General features: G+C 47.0%; 16 protein-coding genes and 1 pseudogene. 12 read left to right on the top strand and 5 right to left on the bottom strand.

What is annotated here, in order from left to right:
* Positions 1-129 precede the first annotated feature (129 nt).
* Complete coding sequence (locus tag NST38_RS29510; RefSeq protein ID WP_076251957.1) at positions 130-858, top strand: class I SAM-dependent methyltransferase; 729 nt, start codon at positions 130-132, stop codon at positions 856-858.
* A 199-nt stretch (positions 859-1,057) separates the two neighbouring features.
* Here NST38_RS29510 and NST38_RS29505 read toward each other — a convergent pair whose 3' ends face one another.
* Both NST38_RS29505 and NST38_RS29500 read right to left on the bottom strand, forming a co-directional pair.
* Positions 1,058-1,840, bottom strand: coding sequence for an ABC transporter ATP-binding protein (locus NST38_RS29505; protein ID WP_076251956.1), 783 nt, complete (start codon positions 1,838-1,840; stop codon positions 1,058-1,060).
* 78 nt (positions 1,841-1,918) lie between these two features.
* Positions 1,919-3,142, bottom strand: coding sequence for an MFS transporter (locus NST38_RS29500; protein ID WP_076251954.1), 1,224 nt, complete (start codon positions 3,140-3,142; stop codon positions 1,919-1,921).
* A 117-nt stretch (positions 3,143-3,259) separates the two neighbouring features.
* On the opposite strand from NST38_RS29500, the gene NST38_RS29495 reads away from it, so the two are divergent.
* The 11 genes and pseudogenes from NST38_RS29495 (at position 3,260) to NST38_RS29445 (ending at position 17,141) form a co-directional block, all read left to right on the top strand.
* Complete coding sequence (locus NST38_RS29495; RefSeq protein WP_076251952.1) at positions 3,260-4,063, top strand: AraC family transcriptional regulator; 804 nt, start codon at positions 3,260-3,262, stop codon at positions 4,061-4,063.
* A 366-nt stretch (positions 4,064-4,429) separates the two neighbouring features.
* The gene (locus NST38_RS29490; RefSeq protein ID WP_047841090.1) at positions 4,430-5,335 is read left to right on the top strand and encodes an ABC transporter permease; all 906 of its coding nucleotides are present in this window, start codon (positions 4,430-4,432) and stop codon (positions 5,333-5,335) included.
* A gap of 29 nt (positions 5,336-5,364) precedes the next feature.
* Positions 5,365-6,246, top strand: coding sequence for a carbohydrate ABC transporter permease (locus NST38_RS29485; RefSeq protein ID WP_036612222.1), 882 nt, complete (start codon positions 5,365-5,367; stop codon positions 6,244-6,246).
* A gap of 68 nt (positions 6,247-6,314) precedes the next feature.
* A complete protein-coding gene (locus tag NST38_RS29480) occupies positions 6,315-7,910 on the top strand; it encodes an extracellular solute-binding protein (protein WP_076251950.1) in 1,596 nt (531 codons plus the stop codon).
* 39 nt (positions 7,911-7,949) lie between these two features.
* Positions 7,950-8,918: a LacI family DNA-binding transcriptional regulator gene (locus tag NST38_RS29475; RefSeq protein ID WP_076252227.1), complete on the top strand. Its 969-nt coding sequence runs from the start codon at positions 7,950-7,952 to the stop codon at positions 8,916-8,918.
* Positions 8,919-9,006: 88 nt separating this feature from the next.
* A complete protein-coding gene (locus NST38_RS29470) occupies positions 9,007-10,119 on the top strand; it encodes a glycoside hydrolase family 88/105 protein (RefSeq protein WP_076251948.1) in 1,113 nt (370 codons plus the stop codon).
* Positions 10,116-11,180 (top strand): pectinesterase family protein, encoded by a 1,065-nt coding sequence (locus tag NST38_RS29465; RefSeq protein WP_101313496.1) that lies wholly within the window; start codon positions 10,116-10,118, stop codon positions 11,178-11,180. Before NST38_RS29470 ends, NST38_RS29465 begins: the two co-directional genes overlap by 4 nt.
* Before the next feature lie 375 nt (positions 11,181-11,555).
* Complete coding sequence (locus tag NST38_RS29460) at positions 11,556-13,127, top strand: chitinase (protein ID WP_076251946.1); 1,572 nt, start codon at positions 11,556-11,558, stop codon at positions 13,125-13,127.
* The gene (locus tag NST38_RS29455) at positions 13,128-15,227 is read left to right on the top strand and encodes a glycosyl hydrolase family 18 protein (protein ID WP_076251944.1); all 2,100 of its coding nucleotides are present in this window, start codon (positions 13,128-13,130) and stop codon (positions 15,225-15,227) included.
* 152 nt (positions 15,228-15,379) lie between these two features.
* Positions 15,380-16,598, top strand: a pseudogene (locus NST38_RS29450) (IS3 family transposase).
* Between the two features lie 228 nt (positions 16,599-16,826).
* Positions 16,827-17,141, top strand: a complete 315-nt coding sequence (locus NST38_RS29445) for a pectinesterase family protein (RefSeq protein WP_245838418.1) — start codon at positions 16,827-16,829, stop codon at positions 17,139-17,141.
* Between the two features lie 754 nt (positions 17,142-17,895).
* On the opposite strand, the gene NST38_RS29440 is transcribed toward NST38_RS29445, so the two are convergent.
* The 3 genes from NST38_RS29440 to NST38_RS29430 form a co-directional block, all read right to left on the bottom strand.
* The gene (locus NST38_RS29440) at positions 17,896-18,513 is read right to left on the bottom strand and encodes a hypothetical protein (protein ID WP_036612205.1); all 618 of its coding nucleotides are present in this window, start codon (positions 18,511-18,513) and stop codon (positions 17,896-17,898) included.
* Between the two features lie 26 nt (positions 18,514-18,539).
* A complete protein-coding gene (locus NST38_RS29435) occupies positions 18,540-19,070 on the bottom strand; it encodes a hypothetical protein (RefSeq protein ID WP_076251939.1) in 531 nt (176 codons plus the stop codon).
* A gap of 617 nt (positions 19,071-19,687) precedes the next feature.
* Complete coding sequence (locus tag NST38_RS29430; RefSeq protein WP_076251938.1) at positions 19,688-20,545, bottom strand: aldo/keto reductase; 858 nt, start codon at positions 20,543-20,545, stop codon at positions 19,688-19,690.
* Positions 20,546-20,569: the final 24 nt, after the last annotated feature.

Raw genomic sequence — 20,569 nt, 5'->3', positions numbered from 1 at the left:
GCAGAAAGGCTGTTTGCTGGATAACTCCAGACAACAGCCTTTTTTGTTATAGCCAGACACATCCATATTCTGTATACTCTTACAGGCTGTATATAGGAAGCATGCTTATCCAAAATGGAGGGTCGCGGAATGAAGGACAGAGGATCGGACTTTTACGATGATGAGGCGAACTTTGAGAAGTACATGGAACGTCGCCAGTGGCAGGAGAATGCCAATGATACGTTGGAGAAGCCGGTGATGCTGGAGTTGATTGGAGATGTTGCCGGCAAGAACATACTGGACCTTGGTTGTGGAGATGCAAGGTTCGCCGCAGAATTGCTGAGTAGGGAGCGCGAAGGTGCGACGTATACGGGGATTGAGGGTTCTGTGAATATGATTCAGGCAGCTAACGAATCGGTAAAAGGATTAAATGCCCGGATTGAGCAAGCGTTCATGGAAGACTGGACCTACCCGGCCGGAGCATACGATCTGGTTATATCAAGACTGGCTGTTCACTATATTGAAGATGTGGAGAGCCTGTTCCGCAACATATACAATACTTTGAAAGAGAACGGGACATTTGTATTCTCTGTAGAACATCCTGTGATCACGTCCACACTGCAACCTTCCGGGACGCGAACGGATTGGGTGGTTGATCAGTATTTTGTAGAAGGATATCGTGAGCAGCAGTGGCTGGGCGGTTCTGTGAAAAAGATGCATCGTTCCATTGAATCTTACTTTATGGCATTGCAGCGGGCAGGGTTCCATGTAGAGCATTTACGTGAGTCAGCACCACAACGTGCTTATTTTGTAAACGAGGAAACCTATCTGCGCAGGCAGCGTATTCCATTGTTTCTGTTTTTAAGTGCCCGGAAGTAGATAGTGATAAAGCGTATAGATAAATAGAAGGACATAACTAAGTTATACTCATAAATTAGAAAGTTCTACACAGAAAACGGTGGATAACACTAGATATAGCAGTGAAAAGCCCAAAATCTATCCACATGTGGATAAGATGTTGGGCTTTTACTGTTATGTTTCTACACCTATGTTACGTTTGCTGTGTATAACCCCGCAATTATGAATCCGCCGCAGCTCTGACATAGACACGATCCCCGTGCCGATCAACTTCCACAGGTGCCTCGAAGAAGTTACTCAGCACTTCGGTGTTCATCAGATTGTTAGTTAATCCGCTATGGACTATTTCACCCCGGCGAAGCAGGAGGCTGTGACTAAAGACAGGCAATATTTCTTCGGTATGATGGGTGACATAGATGAGTGAAGGGGTATCTGGACGCTGTGATAATTCACGGATGCTCTCCAGCAATCGCTCTCTAGAGAACAGATCCAGTCCATTGCAAGGCTCGTCCAGAATGAGTACGCGCGGATTGGCCATCAGTGCTCGGGCAATAAGAAGTTTCTGTTTCTCCCCTTGAGAACAGGTACGATATTCGCGATCCCATAGATGCTGACAGCCCAGCGTTTGCATCAATTCCTGTGCTTGTTCCAGATCATCCTCCGATAGCTTGTCATACAAGCCAATGGTGGCGTGTTTGCCACTGATCACGACATACTGTGTGCGATCCGTGCCGTACAATTTCTCTTGCAGAGACGAACTGACCCAGCCGATGGATTTGCGGAGCTGCCTTAGATCCACATCCCCATATTCATGGCCTAACACGGATATCTTGCCTTCGGTCGGCCAGAGATAACCGGTGATCATGTTCAGGAGTGTTGTTTTGCCGGAGCCATTCAGGCCAAGCAACGCCCAGTGTTCACCATCCTTAACCTGCCAGCTCACATCGTTCAGCAGGGTAAGTGGTCCCCTTTTCCAAGTGACATGCTGTACATCAATAATCATGCGTTATTCCTCCCTTCTGTTATCCTCGAGTGTCCTAGATGTATTGTAGTCACAAAATCAGTGAGGTTTCAACGGTTATCACGCTGTTCTTGGTTGGTCCTTGCGCAGAAATACAGCACACACACCAAGCAGTGGCAAAAACGAACATAACTTGATAACAAACGCAATGCTGGTCACGTCAATTAAGGAACCTAACACAACCGAGCCAAGTCCAGCCATGCCAAACGACAGGCCAAAAAACAATCCGGATACCGTTCCAATATGACGAGGAAGCAATTCCTGTGCATAGACAATGATGACGCTGAAGCCGGACATCAGGATGAGTCCAATCATTCCGCACAACACCATCGACAGGATGGGGCCCGCATAAGGTAGTAGTAGGGAAAACGGTGCAGTGCCTGCAATGGAGAACCAGATCATCGGTTTGCGTCCGTAGCGGTCAGCGAGTGGGCCACCGAGCAAGGTTCCGACCATGCCTGCAAATTGCAATATAAACAGACAGATCTGTGCCTGGGAGAGCGGCAAGTCATATGCATCGGCATAATAGAAGGCGTAGTATCCGGTCATGCCTGCAATATATACGAATTTGGAGAATAACAGCAGGATGAGAATTCCCATTGTAAAAGCGATGAATCCCCTGCTCACAGGCCGAGCTGCTGGCCCTGCGCCGCTTGATTTTAGAGGGAGTTGCTGACGAATGCGAGTCTCAGCAAGCTTGTCTCTGTACCAACGACTGACCATAGACTGAATGAAGATGCCGATCAGGGCAAAACCCATCAGCCATAGAAAACTACGCTGCCCATGTGGCAGCAGGATGAAGGCGACCAGTAATGGAGCAATAGCCTGTCCTGTGTTGCCTCCCACCTGGAAGATCGACTGTGCCATTCCTCGTCCACGGCCGGCTGCCATATGAGCCACGCGTGAGGATTCGGGGTGGAGGATGGATGAGCCTATGCCAATTAATGCTGCCGAAACAAGCAGCATCCATAACTCGGAAGACAAAGCTAAACCGAGAACACCGATCAGGGAGAATAGCATACCTCCGGGAAGCAGGATCGGCATTGGCTTGCGGTCTGACATATAACCGACCAGTGGCTGAAGGACGGATGCGGTAATATTCAGGGTGAAGGCAATCCAGCCCATCTGGGCGAAACTGAGCTGCATGGTCTGCTGGAATAGTGGAAATGCAGACGGAACCACTGTCTGCATCGCATCATTCAGCAGATGGGCGAAGCTGACTCCGGCAAGTGCCCAATTGGCTGAAGAGTTGATTTGCATTTTGCTTAAAGTGGCCTGAGCCATGGGAGATCACCTCGAATTATTTTTTTCAATGATAAAAGATGGGGGCAGATCATGTCTTTGTGAAAAGTGCTTGGAAAGTGAGCACGATTTGCTATAATGTCAGCAGGTGAGCAAACGATGGAATTAAACATGACGCTAAATGGGTTGGAATTATGGAAAGCTACCGGAGGGTTTGCGAATGAGCCGCATGTACATGACGACTGGTATCAGCTAACGCTGCCGGTCAGAGGCCAATGTCATCTGGTACAGGAACGGCATGCATACCCGCTAAAAGCAGGGATAGGGATTATTGCTCATCCCCAGACTGAGCATTATTTTGAGATAGGGTCGGATTCGGCTGTCATTGTGATCAAGTTCCGTAAACCGCCATTAGGCAGTTTCGAAGGTGCGGAGTTAAGTGGGGGGCGAGCTGAGTTTCGACCTACCCAGACATTTGATCCTGCTGAGATCAGCAGTCTGTTTCGAGGCTGGAATTCCATTTTGTTAGATGATGTGCCCGAAATGCTGCAAGTGCAGGAAACAGAAATGGCGATCGAGACGTATCTAAGACGTATGTTGACGGGGCAGGAAAATGGAAAAAGAACTGTAAATCCCGGTACATTCATTGACCCTCATCTCCAACGAGTGCTGGATTACATTCACAGTGCCTACACAGGTCCAATGGATATTGATTCGATGGCGATGGTTGCACATCAGAGCCGGTATCATTTTATGCGTTCTTTCAAGGCTCTTACGGGAACAACACCGTATCAATATTTGCTGAATTTGCGCGTAGAAGAAGCGTCCAGGAGGCTTCGCCATACAACGGATTCAGTGACCACAATCAGTTATGAACTGGGATTTTCCAGCGTCAGTCAGTTTTACAGAGCCTTTCAGCGAGTGTATGTTATGACACCGATGGAATATCGGAATCACATTTAGATTTTAACGGGCAGTCTCGCGCATGCGAGACTGTATTTAGTACGTTACAGCATGCCACTCATTTTTGTTGTTGCCAAACATTGAAGACTTTGCTAAGATGGGAAAAAGTTTATGTAAGCGTATACATTTAGATTAAAATTACAACGTTGTAATTATGGTTATGGCGATTATTGAAAAGAAAGAAATACGGTGTGAGGAGGATTATTTCTAATTAATTATCTCATTAGTACGCAGAATGATATAGGTTGTTACAAAATGTGAATGAGATGAATAACAAATACGTCAGTGGATTGATAGTTTTTTTATTCAAGAATTCAAACGTTGTAATTATGTAGCGAAGGGGAGTGTTTCACGTTGAAAAAACGCATGTCCACGCTGTTCAGCCTGATCAGACGGGATAAGTATTTGCTACTGATGTTTTCGCCTATCTTTCTGTATTACCTCATCTTCATGTACCTTCCGATGCCTGGCGTGCTGTTGGCATTTCGTAATTTCTTGCCGGGGCAGGGCATGCTCAGCGGGGAGTGGGTGGGACTGCGCTGGTTCGAACAGTTTGTGAATTCCATTTACTTCTGGCGACTGCTGCGTAACACATTTCTGCTCGCCTTCCTGCCACTCCTGTTTGGCTTCTCCATTCCGATTTTATTCGCTGTCTGCATCGTGGAGATCAAGAACCGGACATTCAAGCGATTTGCCCAGACCGTTACGTACCTTCCTCACTTCATCTCCACTGTTGTTGTAGCCGGTATGATTATTAACTTCCTGTCACCAACAGACGGTATCGTGAACACCCTCATCGCGAGTCTTGGCATGGAAAAAGTGAACTTCATGATGGATGCGAGCTGGTTCCGTACCATCTTCACAAGTTCCGATATCTGGCAAAGTTTTGGCTTCAGCTCCATCATCTACATTGCAGCCATTATGGGGATCGACCCCGAGATGTACGATTCCGGCAAAATTGACGGCGTCAACAAATTCCAGGAGCTATGGCACCTGACCCTACCCAGTATCAAACCAACCATTGTCATTCTTCTGCTTCTGTCGCTTGGCGGCATTATGAGTGTAGGTTTCGAGAAAGTATATCTGCTCTACAACGGAGCCACCTACGAAACGGCTGATGTCTTGTCCACCTATGTATACCGGATGGGGATTGAGGGCCAGAATTACGGCTTCGCCACAGCGGTCGGCCTGTTCAACTCCATCATCACCTTTATCCTTGTTTTTGCTGCCAATTCCATGACCCGCCGCCTGACCAAGATGTCACTCTGGTAAGACTATAACCCGGACCAAAGGAGACCTGTATGCAAAAATCGAGAAGTGACCGTTTGTTCTACGGATGTGTCTACCTGCTGACCATACTGGCGGTTGTTGTCACGTTGTATCCCTTTCTGTACGTCATTAGTATTTCATTCAGCTCGGTGGATGCCATCGACAAACAAAAAGTTGTATTGTGGCCCGTTGGATTTACCCTGTCAGGTTACCAAATGGTACTGCAATACAAGGAGTTATGGGTTTCGTTCTACAACACCCTCTGGTACACCGTGGTAGGCACACTGTTGAACATCGTGGCAACATGTCTTGCCGCGTTTCCATTATCCAGACAGCAGTTTTTCTTACGTCGCAAGCTGAATTTCTTCATCGCCTTCACCATGTATTTCTCGGGTGGACTCATTCCGGTCTACATGCTGATTACCTCGCTTGGATTGTACAATACCCGCTGGGTTATGGTGTTGCCTGTGCTGGTGATTACATTTAACGTCATGATCTGCCGCTCAGCTTTCGAAGGCATTCCGAATGAAATTTTCGAAAGTGCCAGTATAGACGGGGCCAACGAGATGACGATGCTGTATCGTCTGGCGGTTCCGATCATTAAGCCAACACTGGCTGTGCTCACGCTGTACTATGCGGTATTCCACTGGAACAACTTTTTCACGGCCCTATTATATCTGGGCAAACAGGATATGCAGCCCTTACAGATGTTCCTGCGAAGAGTGCTGATCATGGCTTCGCCGGAAGTGATGCAGAAGATGGGCGGTACGATGACATCTGGTGCGCTGGCGGTCTCCTCCCTTCAGGTTCGTTATGTATCCATTGTGGTCAGCATTCTGCCTATTGTTACGATCTACCCGTTTATCCAACGGTACTTCGTTAAGGGAATTACCCTCGGAGCCGTGAAAGGATAGCTTTACTTACTTAAGTGTCATGTCATTCAAGGGAGTTCAAAATGGTTCATACCAAGGAGGAATGATGGATGAGATTTAAAGGGGCAGGAAGAAAAAGTGTAATCGCAGCGATACTGGCAATCAGCCTGGCGGGATGTAGCGGCGGAACAGGGGCGGGAACCGATGCGGGGAGCACCCCGTCCAGTTCGGAGCCAGCCTTCAATTATACCGGAGCAGGGCCGGTGACGGATCAGCCGGATGCCAAGCTGTCTATTCTCGGCACCAACGCTTGGACGACCAATGTGGACTTGTCCACCGCAGCCATCGTGAAGAAAATTGAGAGCAACGCCGGTGTGACGGTGGATTGGGATCTGATTCCGCCGCAGAACTATGCGGATGCCGTCAATCCGAGACTGGCTGCTGGTACCGGCTTGCCCGATATCGTGTACCTGCCGGATCAGGATCAGCTGATGAAGTACATTAACAGCGGTCTATTCATTCCGATTAATGAACTGGTAGAGAAGTACGGCGTGAATCTCAAAAAAATATATGAAAAGTCGCCTTCCGTCAAAGCCAGTTTAACAACGCCAGATGGTAAAATGTATTATATCCCGCAGCAGACGTTAACACGCAACTACATGCCGGTATTTATGGTCAATGTGCGCTGGCTTGATAAACTGGGATTAAGCGAGCCGACCACGCTGGATGAATTCACGGCGATGCTGCGCAAATTCAAGACAGAGGATCCGAACGGCAACGGAAAAGCCGATGAGATTCCACTGTCCATGGAAGCAAAATTTGTATCCATGGCCTTTGGCCCCGCGTTTGGACTTGATTTGTCCAACCAGTTCTATGCAGACGATCAGGGCAAGGTACATTTCAGCTATTATGAGCCTACCTACAAGGAGTACTTGACCTATCTGAACGGACTGTACAAGGAAGGTCTGCTTGGGGTGGATTATGCGAGTACCACGAGTGATCAGGTCACGTCGCGCATCTCTCAGGATGTGACGGGAGCAACGTTTAATTTTAGCTGGTATATGTCGATGGTCTACAGTCCGTTGTTCAAGGATTACAACCCGGAAGAGCCAATCATCAAAGGCATTTTACCACTGAAAGGACCGCATGGGGATCAGTTCTATGTAGGACGTACACCAGTGAGTGGCATCTTTGGCATTACACGTGATAGTAAAAATCCGGAACTTGCTTTCCGTTTCCTGGACTATGCCGTAAGTGAGGAAGCACAGACGTATTATACGTGGGGCATCAAGGATGACACGTATACGGAAGAGAATGGCGTGAAGACATTTACGGACAAAGGCAAGGACAATGAATACATCCAGAAGCTTGGCATTGGTCCGGTGAATCTGCCGAACATCCAATCCACCGATTCTGCTGATTCCGTCGTAGCCCCTTGGCATGCGAAGATGGATAAAGAACTGGAGCCGTATGTGCGCGAACCGTTCCCGTTTGTCTATGCCCTGCCGGATGAAGCGAGTGTGGAGAGCATGGCGATGCCTGACATCACGACATATGTGGAAGAGATGAACTTTAAGTTTATTAGCGGGGACGCCAGTCTGGACCAGTTTGACAGTTATATTGAGACGTTGAAAAAGATGAATATAGAGCAGGTTATTGCGGGCAGACAGGCACAATATGATCGTTATAAATCTGCACAGAAATAAGAAATAGGGCTTCAGGCGTATGAGAGGTGTTGATTGATTTTGATAACCATTAAAGACATTGCCAAACTGGCGGGGGTGAGCTATAGCACGGTATCAAAGGCGCTGAATGATGATCCCCGAATCAAACCGGCAACAAAGCAGAAGGTGCTTGCAGTCGCAGAGAAACATCAATATCGGAAAAACATGCTGGCCCGGCAGCTCTCCACAGGCAGAAGCAACATCATCGGTTTTGTGCTGGATGAGCTGAGCAATCCGTTATTTTCGAACATCTCCGGCCGTCTGCACACCGAGCTGAAGAAGCGGGGATATCAGATGATCTTGGTTGTGGCGGATGATGGAGTGGATGTCTTCAGCCAGCTGCGCGTGGACGGATGTATTCTGTGGGACTATGCACTGGACAATCGGGAGATGTTCTGGAAAAAATTCGCAACACTCAACATGCCATGTTTTGTGCTGGGTACAGATGAAGCGCCGAACTCTCCTTACATCAAGATTGATCGCAAAGAAGGGCTGTTCAAAGCAGTGGAGCATCTGAAATCGCTGGGCCACAGCCGAATCGGATTCATCGGCAACTCCCAGCACGTCAAGCTGGAGGGATACCGGGAAGCGTTGCAGCGTACGGGTCTGGATTTTAACGAAGACCATGTGCTGCCAGCGCATTCCTCTTGGGAAGACGGGTATTTTGCCATACGTAATCATGCGTTTGGGGCGGATTCGCCGACAGCTTTTATTGGACTGAACAACCTGGTCACCCGAGGTGCACTACGGGCTTTACTTGAGGCAGGTTACAGTGTTCCACGCGATATCTCGTTAATCGGGTATGATGATCTGCCGGATATGCAATATGCGGAAGTGGCCTTGACGACAATTGGCCCGCCTCTGGATGAACTGGCCGTGCAGGCAGCAGAGCTGATTGTCTCGTTAATCCGTGATGAACAGGTCGATGTTCCGGTAGTCATTCAGCCTAAGCTGAACCTTCGCAATTCAACGGCAATGTGCCGGCAATAAGGACAGCAACCTTTGAAGAGTGAAGCGGTTATCCGTTAGTCATACATGTATGTATTAGGTGAGTACAACATTCAAGGAGGAATTGCTTATGCAGGTACAGACACAGTTATCCTGGTCTGAGCGAATTGCAGCAACGATCATCCAGCAATGTGACGGGGACGGTTATCATGCGTTCCCTTCGGGACGATGGGCATACGTGGAAGGCATGACCTTGATGGCGATGGCACGAACCGGGCAGTATTATGGCAAGCAAGAGTATGTTGATTTTATGAAAAAACATATGGACCTGTATATCCAGCCGGACGACTCTATTGGCACCTATACTTTGGAAGAATATAATCTGGATCAGATTAATCAGGGAAAAAACCTGTTTACATTACTGGATGGTGCTGAAGATCAGCGTTACGCAGAAGCGGCGCATCTTTTGGCAGCACAGCTCGCAGGGCAACCCCGCACGTCGGAGGGCGGCTTCTGGCACAAAAAAATCTATCCATTCCAGATGTGGCTGGACGGCCTGTATATGTCCTCTCCCTTTTTGTCCGAGTATGCGAAGACATTTCATCGTCCCGAGTTATGGGATGAAGTTGCACATCAGATTCTGCTGATCGAACGTCAGACCCGTGATCCGCGGACCGGGCTGCTCTATCATGGCTGGGATGAATCGAAGGAGCAGGTCTGGGCAGATTCATCTACAGGGTGCTCGCCACACTTCTGGAGCCGGGCGATGGGCTGGTATGCCATGGCGATTGTAGACAGCGTGGAGCATTTCCCCGTGAATCATCCAAAGCGCGGAACCATCATCGGTATCTTCGAACGGATGTGTCATGCTTTGGTACGCGTGCAGGAGCAGGAAAGCGGGTTATGGTTCCAAGTGCTGGATCAGGGCTTCCGCAAAGGCAACTATCTGGAAGCATCCGGGTCAAGCATGTTTGTATATGCGCTTGCGAAGGGTGTGCGGTTGCGTTATCTGGAGCCACATTTCAGAGAGGTGGCGGAGAAGGGATGGCAGGGACTGTCCTCCAGATTGGTGGAGGAGACGGCTGACGGCGTTCGGTTAAACGGGATCTGTCATGGCGCAGGACTAAGCCTGGATCGGGATGGCTCGTACAACTACTATGTAACCGAAGCGGTTGTAAGCGATTCCTTTATGGGTGTGGCTCCGCTTCTGCTGGCAGCACTGGAAATGGAGCGACTGCCATGACGCAGCAGAGATTGCCAAATACAGCATTGGAATCATCGGCTCCCTGTCTGACTGTTGCTTCAGATGGGACAGGGGATTATGTGACGATTCAGGCCGCAGTTGATGCGCTGCCGGAGAATGGCATCGGAATCGTTCCAATTCGAGTGAAGGCTGGTGTGTATTATGAGAAGCTGCATATGGAGAAGCCGGGCATCCACCTGATTGGTGAGGGGGCGGAGCAGACGATCATTACGTATGATGATTATGCACTCAAGAAGTTCCCGGATGGTTCGCCATATCATACGTTTCATTCCTATACGGCTTTCATTGGTGCCGATGATTTCACGGCAGAGGGAATTACCTTCGTAAATGCTGCCGGGCCGGGCAAGCAGGTTGGTCAGGCGCTGGCCGTTTATGTGGATGGAGACCGGGCTGCCTTTCGCCGCTGTCGTTTGATCGGTCACCAGGATACGATCTTCACCGGCCCGCTGCCGGAGCAGCCCATGGATCGCAGTTATTTTGGCGGGCCACGCGATGGTGCCGAGCGGCGCAAACTGCGGCAGTATTTCGAGGACTGTTACATCGAAGGTGATATCGATTTTATTTTTGGTTCGGCTACGGTGGTGTTTAAGGGCTGCGAGATCTTTACGAAGAATCGTCTGACTGAAGCGGAGGCTGCGGATGGACAAGTGAACGGTTGGATTACCGCAGCCTCTACGCCGGAGGATGTGCGTTACGGCTATGTATTTCTGGACTGTGATCTGACCAGCAATGCTCCGCCGCAGTCGGTGTATCTGGGTAGACCGTGGCGTCATCATGCCAAAGTCTGTTTTCTGAATTGCTGGATCGGCGCTCATGTGAAGCGGGAGGGATGGCACAACTGGAACAAGACAGATGCAGAGCAGACCGTTCAGTATGCGGAATACAACAGCGCCGGGCCCGGTGCCGGATGTGCTGCTGATCGTGTGCCTTGGGCCAAAATACTGACCGAACAGGAAGCGGCCGAGTACACTGTACCTCTGATTCTGTCCGGCGTGGATGGATGGCAGCCTTTTGAAGGGAGAGGGGAGCAGCGGCAGTAAGATACGCCCTCTTCTCTGCGCAATATCTAACACAGGTTTTCTTTCAAGTCTCCTAAGGAGTTGAAAGAAAACCTTTTTTGTGCGCTATATTACATTTTTCGCCCCCCATAGAACTATTTTATCCCTTATCTCTTTTGCATTTTACTGATTAAATACAGGGTGAGGATCTGTAAATTCCCTGTAAAATTTGGATGGTGTCTGCAAAAAAAGAACACGAGAGGGAAGGTCCATTTTGGTAAGGGAAGGGAGTGAAGTGACACGCAACATCAGATGGCTGAATGGGGCTGGTTCTAATCGATCACAGATCAGATGCAGGTGGACAATTGAAGTTTTGTTTGCAAGGTGAACGTATCCTTAGTACAGGAGGGATTTTGCTTGAATCAAGCTGTTCGATTCCGCCCGGTCATTACATTTGCTTTGGCATTTCTTCTTCTTATTTCGTGGTTTGCACCGAGAGCCGATGCCGCCGCCCAGTGGCAGGCAGGCACCGCATACAAGAAAGGAGACCTCGTAACATATCAAAATAAAGATTATGAGTGTATTCAGGCACACACAGCTTTGACCGGATGGGAGCCCTCTGTTGTGCCCGCGTTGTGGAAATACGTCGGGGAAGGTTCGGGAGGGGAAACGCCGACGCCAGATACGGCACCACCTTCTGTTCCTGCGGGTCTGACTTCATCCTCCGTCACGAACACCTCTGTGAGTCTTTCCTGGAATGCATCCACGGATAATGTGGGCGTAGCGGGGTATGAGGTGTACCGGAACGGCGTTCTTGTGACAAGTACTTCAACTACAACAGCTGTAGTCACGGGACTGACAGCCAGCACGACTTATGCTTTTACGGTAAAAGCCAAAGATGCCGCAGGCAATATATCCGCTGCGAGTACCTCCCTCAGTGTGACAACTTCCAATGGATCATCCAATCCGGGGCCAACCGGCGGCAAATGGCTGATTGGCTACTGGCATAACTTCGACAATGGTTCAACCAATATCAGACTTCGTAACGTATCAACAGCCTATGACGTTATTAATGTCTCCTTTGCCGAACCGATTTCACATGGCAGCGGAACGCTTGCTTTTACTCCATACAATGCGACGGTAGCCGAATTCAAATCCGATATTGCCTATCTGCAAAGCCAGGGGAAAAAAGTACTTCTTTCCATGGGGGGAGCCAACGGTACCATTGAGCTCACCGATGCGACCAAGAGACAGCAGTTCGAAGATTCGTTAAAATCAATCATTTCCACGTATGGTTTCAATGGTCTGGATATCGATCTGGAAGGAAGTTCCCTGTCTCTGAATGCAGGGGATACCGATTTCCGTAGTCCAACTACACCGAAAATTGTTAACCTCATCCAAGGTGTGAAAGCGGTTAAGTCACACTTCGGCGCCAATTTCATCCTGACGGCTGCGCCGGAGACGGCCTATGTACAGGGTGGATATCTGAGCTACGGCGGCCCTTGGGGAGCTTACCTGCCAGTCATCCATGCATTGCGTAATGACCTGACCCTGCTTCATGTGCAACACTATAACACGGGCTCCATGGTGGGGCTGGATGGGCGCTCTTACGCCCAAGGAACAGCTGATTTCCATGTGGCCATGGCGGAGATGTTGCTTCAAGGCTTTCATGTAGGCGGCAGCACAGGCCCTTTCTTTAGTCCCTTACGACCGGATCAGATTGCCATCGGTGTACCGGCTTCCCAGCAGGCTGCTGGAGGTGGTTATACAACGCCAGCCGAGCTGCAAAAGGCACTGAATTACCTAATCAAAGGTGTGTCATACGGCGGTTCCTATACCTTGCTCCAGCCTGCGGGCTATGCGGGGATAAAAGGGATTATGACCTGGTCAATCAACTGGGATGTATATACGAATAACCAGTTTTCGAGCGCACATCGTCCGTTCCTGACCAGGCTGAGTACGCAAACGACAAAGGAGGTTGTATATTAGATGATACATTTAAATAAACACACTGCTGTCAAGAAAACCGCGAAGTTTCTCCTGGGTCTATCCCTGCTCTTATCCGTCATTATTCCTTCTTTTGTGCTCCAACCCGCTACGGCAGCAGCTGCAGATTCTTATAAAATTGTTGGTTACTACCCGTCCTGGGCTGCGTATGGGAGAAACTATAATGTAACGGACATCGACCCAACCAAAGTCACGCATATCAACTATGCGTTTGCCGATATTTGCTGGAACGGTATTCATGGAAATCCGGACCCTTCGGGCCCTAACCCGGTGACCTGGTCGTGTCAGAATGAGAAGAGCCAGACAATCAATGTACCCAATGGAACGATCGTGCTTGGCGATCCATGGATTGATACCGGCAAGACATTTGCAGGGGATACGTGGGATCAGCCCATTGCAGGCAATATCAATCAGCTTAACAAGCTGAAACAGATCAATTCTAATCTGAAGACAATCATCTCCGTGGGAGGATGGACATGGTCCAACCGCTTCTCCGATGTAGCTGCGACTGCTGCAACGAGAGAGGTATTTGCAAACTCTGCCGTCGACTTCCTGCGGAAATACAATTTTGACGGGGTAGATCTGGACTGGGAGTACCCGGTATCAGGCGGACTTGATGGTAACAGCAAACGTCCTGAGGATAAGCAAAATTACACACTGCTTCTGAGCAAAATCCGTGAGAAGCTGGATGCTGCCGGAGCTGTGGACGGCAAGAAGTATCTGCTTACGATTGCAAGCGGTGCATCGACGACCTATGCTGCGAATACTGAGCTTGCCAATATAGCTGCCATCGTCGACTGGATTAATATTATGACATACGATTTTAACGGGGCTTGGCAAAAAGTCAGCGCGCATAACGCGCCGTTGAACTATGACCCTGCGGCTTCGGCTGCTGGGGTGCCGGATGCCAATACATTTAATGTGGCTGCCGGAGCACAAGGGCATTTGAATGCAGGCGTACCAGCCGCTAAACTTGTACTTGGTGTTCCGTTCTATGGCCGCGGCTGGGATGGATGCGCACAGGCGGGCAATGGTCAGTATCAGACCTGTGCGGGAGGTTCTTCCGTTGGAACATGGGAAGCAGGCTCCTTTGATTTGTATGATCTGGAGACCAACTACATTAACAAAAACGGGTACACGCGTTACTGGAATGACACAGCCAAGGTGCCATATCTCTATAATGCGACCAACAAGCGATTTATTAGCTATGACGATGCGGAGTCTATTGGATATAAAACCGCTTATATCAAAAGCAAAGGACTCGGCGGAGCGATGTTCTGGGAACTTAGCGGTGACCGGAACAAAACACTTCAAAATAAACTGAAAGCCGATCTGCCTACCGGAGGTACAATGCCTCCAGCAGATACGACGGCGCCAAGCGTACCCGGTAATGCCCGTTCGACAGGCGTGACGGCCAACTCGGTTACGCTAGCTTGGAATGCTTCAACAGATAATGTGGGTGTTACCGGTTATAACGTCTACAATGGTGCCAATCTTGTGACCTCCGTCAACGGGACGACCGCAACAATCAGCGGACTGTCAGCGGGTACATCCTATAGCTTTACGGTAAAAGCAAAGGATGCGGCAGGTAATCTGTCTGCAGCCAGTAATGCTGTAACTGTAAGCACGACAGCTCAGCCGGGTGGAGATACGCAGGCGCCAACTGCGCCAACGAACCTCGCATCAACCGCGCAAACAACATCCAGTATAACGCTGAGCTGGGCGGCATCCACGGATAACGTGGGTGTAACGGGTTATGATGTGTACAATGGAGCGGCTCTGGCGACATCCGTGACCGGAACGACAGCAACGATCAGCGGGCTTGCAGCGGATACCTCGTATACATTTACGGTAAAAGCAAAGGATGCGGCGGGGAATGGTTCTGCTGCGAGCAATGCGGTGACTGTGAAAACGGCAGCAGGAACGACAAATCCGGGCGTTTCCGCCTGGCAGGCGAATACAGCCTATACTGTAGGACAGCTGGTCACCTATAGCGGTAAGACGTATAAATGTTTGCAATCCCACACATCCTTGTCTGGGTGGGAACCATCCAATGTCCCTGCATTGTGGCAGGTTCAATAGTTAAAAAATGGATTACCACATTTTGAATTGAAACATGTAGTTTTAGCGAGGCTTGGTTATCGGGAAGAGAACATAACGAAAAAACACCGGTTTCTGGTTGAACTGCACCCCAATTGTTAGACACAACTACCAATTGGAGGTGCAGTTTTTTTATGACTAAATTCAGTTCAGATGAAAAAATACAAGCCGTTATGCGTTATGAAAAGGGATCAGAAAGCTTGAAAAGCATTGCAAAATCGAGCGGGCTTCACGATTCTGTCTTTTTAAACTGGATTAGACAATATGAGCATCATAGGGAAAAAGCTTTTTATAAAGGGCTATACATCATATCCTACACAGATTAAACTAGACGCCCTTCAACCAAAGAAAAAGGGGCGCCCATCCATGAAAAAAGGATATAAAGCACAGAAGGATCTGTAGAGGCTTTACAAGCAGAGGTAGAGCGTTTGAAAATGGAGAATGCTTATTTAAAAAAAAGTTGAATGCCTTAGTTCGAAACAAGGAAAACTCACCAAATAAGACAAAGCGCAAGTAGTCTATGAACTAAGGAACGAATTTTCGGTGAAAGCACTTCTACAACTAGCAGATATCCCTCGTAGCACGTATTATTACGTGGTAAAAGCATTTGGTACGGTAGACAAGAATTAGAGCTAAAAGACATGATACAAGCGATTTATGAGGAGCATAAGGGACGCTATGGTTATCGTCGTAATCGCGATGAGTTAATCAATCGTGGACACCATGTGAATCATAAAAAGGTACAGCGTTTGATGAAAGTATTGGGATTAAAGTATTTGGTACATATGAAGAAATATCGTTCGTATAAAGATTCGATTGGCAAGATTGCACCGAACCTATTAGAACGCAATTTCCGCGCTGAAAGGCCAAACGAGAAGTGGGTTAACGGACATTACAGAGTTTAAATTGTTCGGAGAAAAACTATATTTATCTCCCATACTTGATCTGTATAACGTAGAAATCATTACATATACGATTGGTTCAAGACCGGTCTACTCGCTTGTTTCCACGATGTTAGACCGACCATTTTGCAGTTTAACAAATGAAGATAAACTCCTTATTCATTCGGACCAAGCTGGCACTACTAGATGAGAACATATCGTCATACCCTTAAAGAAGTTGGCATCACGCAAGTATGTCCCGGAAAGGTAACTGTTACGATAACGCCGTCATGGAGAACTTCTTTGGCATCATTAATCCGAGTTCTTGTTTTTAAAGAAATTTGAAAATATCTCACATATTAAACAAGAGCTATCCAAATACATCGATTATTACATCAACAAACGCATCAAGGCAAAACTAAAAGGCATTAGTCCGGTACGGTACCGGACTAATGCCCAACAAGTTGTTTAACGTTATAATCTGTCTAACTTTACAGGGTCACTTCACCTGGTCCGGTGGTTTTTCGTTATGCTATGTCAAACAAAGCAGGCTCCAAAAAGGCTATTCATTAAAAATCGAAGTTGTCCGGATCAGGTCCAATGCATACATCTTCGTTCAGTGCGGCGCAAACTTCGGTAGTATTTCGAGGACTGTTACATCGAAGGTGATATCGATTTTATTCTTGGCTCGGCTACGGTGGTGTTTAAGGGCTACGAGATCGTTACGAAGCATCGCCTGACTGAAGCGGAGGATGCGGATGGACAAGTGAACTGCTGGATCGGCGCTCATGTGAAGCGGGAGGGATGGCACAACTGGAACAAGACAGATGCAGAGCAGACCGTTCAGTATGCGGAATATAACAGTGTCGGGCCTGGGGCGGGAAAAGCGACAACGAGAGTTTCATGGGCAAAAGTGCTGAGCGAACAGGAAGCCGCCGAATATGCGTTGCCGCTTATTTTGTCTGGTGAGGACGGGTGGCAGCCTTTTGGGGAGAGAGGGATTAATCGGCATTAAGCCAAGTATATTTACTTTGCGATATTTATAATGAAAGGTTGTCTTTCGAATCTCTTATGGACTTGGTGGATGGCCTTTTTTGTGGGCTTACATTAACAAAAACTGATACACGGGGTACTGGAACGATACTTGCCAAGGGGCCTTATCGCTGTAACGCCTCCAACGCGATTGTTCTACAGGCGTAACAGTAGACTCGGTGACGCTGGCCTAGATTGCTTCAACGTTAATGTAGGCGTTACAGGTTATAACGTCTTACATTGGCGCTCAGGTAACACTAGTTGTATTAATCGTAAAAATTTTTGTGGGAGAATTTGAATGTGGAACTGCTTAAAAGTAGTGCCGAAGATGGCATTTTCATAATGAGCAATGATTATACTACCGATCTATTTCTAGAGAGGGGACTCAAGAACGATTCATATAATAATGATTCCAAAATGGAAGTTAGATTTATAGAAGTGTATCTTTCACATCATGGTTTTTTTAAATTGGGGAAATTTGATGTTTAAGGCGTACAGATTTTTAAAGCGTGGCGAAAGTATCTTCCGCCAGATCCATTAGAAACGGTAGCGGAGGTATACCAGTACGTCCAAACTCATTAAGAGCAAAATCCGGAAGTTCGCATTATTGCCGATCATGATGATTATAATGTTGTTCAAGCGCTATACGCCATTATTGTTTTTCGAAAAATAATGGCTAGTAGAGGGATAAAAAGAAGGCGCTGAAATTAATCCAGTCAGTGCCTTCTTTCGAGTATTTACTGTTGTTCTAACTTCAACAAATTGTTCATTTCAATTTTGATTTGGTTTTTTTCATTCCCTTTAATCGTACCATCATCTTCTACCGTGTATGAACCTTGAACTGGATTTAACAGTGATGCCGGTGAATTTTCAAACGTCGCTAGGAACATAACGTAGTTTTCATTCGTTTTGAGTTCTTCAGAATCTTCTACCTTAAATGTATGTTCTTGATCCTCTCCCCCTACTTGTTTGACTTGAATGATTTCTTTTTCGGCTGCTTCCCCTTTATAGTTTTTTTGTACTTCAACATCATAGATCGTATATGGAATAGCGGGGCTGTCTGATATATCCCCACCTGGGTTTAATTTTTCATCATTAGGATCAGCAGGTTCTTCTGCGATATTTATAAGTTTAAAAGATGATTTTAAAATCTTTCCTTCAATAATTAAATCCGCCTGGTTAGCCAACTCATCAATGTTGTTGTAAGTTGGAAAAGAGGCATCCATCAGCACCACTTCTTTTTTTGCTGTTTCTGTTGCAGCGGATCCTTCTTTTGATGGCTCTGCTGTTCCACATCCGGCGAGTAACATTGCAGTGATACAAAATGCTGAAGCTACAGATGTAAAATTCTTCATGCTATCTTCCTCCCAATCCTTTTAAATTAGTAAGCAGTATTTACATCGTCAATATCATACTGCCTAGGGGTAGTGACTGTGTTAAAATCATTGCTATATTTCATAATAGACGCCTTAGTTGTATTCGGGTTATCTTTCAAGAAGAAGGAATGCCCAAATTCATGAACGGTCGCTCCTTTAACAAAATTGGAGAAATTAGTGGCGTCTCTGACAATTGTTCTTGAGTTTAATTGAATTGTGTATCTATACTTTGGGAAAAACCACTGTGAATTTAGGCCATACCAGGTATCTGGATAAGAAGCCGCTGTAATTGTGTTGGTTGATGAACTCAAGTATCCAATTGTAACTGGAGTAGGAGTACCGTTCCAAGCAATAATTCCTTCATTGATTGGTGTCTTCCAGGTATCATTCAGGTTATCTGGAGACTTTACGCTAATTCCTGCGTCTGGACTACCGGAGTTAGTAAGTTCTGCGCTTGTTGTAAGGTTAAAACTGAACATAAGTGGTACAGCGAGAGCTAATGTGATAATACCATTTTTTACGTAATTAACCTTCATTCATTATCACCTCATAGTTTTTTTATTCTTGCTTTTGTTTTCTGAGTGGTTTGGAAAATTATTCCACATATACTTAACGTCATACTTCAACAAAAGGTTGCGATCTACTAGAAAAAAAGGAATAATTTTGAAAATTTTAAACTAAACGAAAAAGTAGATGCTATTTTACTCTTTTAAATACACTAGCAGTCAAACAAAAACATCTTTCGGTTAAAGTGCAAGGAAAAGAATACAACTTCAATTATGAATTTGATCCAGTTCCGGATTATCACGAGCAAGATAGCCTTGGGTTTGGTGGTGTATACATTTATTTTTTTTGGAAAAAATTGAACCTCAGGGGATCTGTTGGCCGGTCTACCACCACATATGTGTGTGAATTCAATGTCACTTATAAATTTGACAATGCGAGAATGAATTTGTTGCGGATCAAATTGAAAGTTAAGCTGATTGATTATAGAGATTGAGGTTTCAGAATTTTAGAAGTGACAATGTCATCTGTTGAGAAACAAAAAACAGTGAAAAACCTCCAACTCTCGTACGTAACGAGAAGTCTGGAGGCTTTTCACTGTTTTATTTTACCTGCAAATCAGCACAGAATAACAGCAAGTCGATTCAATTTAGAAATCGAAGTTGTCCGGATCAGGTCCAACGCGTACATCTTCGTTCAGAGCACTGATCAGATCCATCTCTTCATTTGAAAGTTCAAAGTCGAAGATGGAGGAATTCTCGATAATCCGGTTTTCCTTGGTGGACTTCGGAATAGTAATGACTCCATTTTGCAGATCCCAACGCAGGATGACTTGTGCAACCGATTTGCCTTTGTCTGAAGCAATCGCCGTAAGCACTGGGTTGTCCAACAGTTGACCTTGCATTAGAGGAGACCAAGCTTCAAGCTGGATACCATGCTTCTCACAGAAAGCCTTAAGCTCAACCTGAGTCAGGCGAGGGTGGTATTCCACCTGATTGACCATCGGTTTCACTTTGGCATCCTGCATCAGGTCTTCGAGATGATGAATCTGGAAGTTGCTTACACCAATAGCTTTAATGCGACCAGCCGCGTACAGTTCCTCGATTGCTTTCCAGGCTGCTTTGTATTTGCCTGCCTTAGGCCAGTGAATCAGATACAGGTCCAGGTATTCCAGTCCCAGTTTGTTCAAGGTTGTATCAAAAGCCGCAAGTGTCTCTTCATATCCGAGGTCTGCATTCCATACTTTAGATGTAACAAACAGTTCTTCGCGTTTCAGGTTGTTTTCTTGCAAAGCTTCTGCAATCGCTTGACCAACACCGGCTTCATTGCCGTATATTGCAGCAGTATCAATGCTGCGGTATCCATGTTTAATCGCATTTTTCACGGCTTCAATCAGTTCAGATCCTTCTTCTACCTTAAATACCCCAAGTCCGAACCAAGGCATAGAAACACCGTTATGCAGAGTTACTGTGGATTGTAAATGTTGTGCGGTTTGAGCTGTTGTCATGAGATTTCCTCCTTAAAGTGTGTA

Origin of the sequence: Paenibacillus sp. FSL H8-0104 (assembly GCF_038050215.1) — a bacterium.
Lineage (GTDB): Bacteria > Bacillota > Bacilli > Paenibacillales > Paenibacillaceae > Paenibacillus > Paenibacillus amylolyticus.
This window is presented reverse-complemented; position numbering and strand designations above follow the sequence as displayed.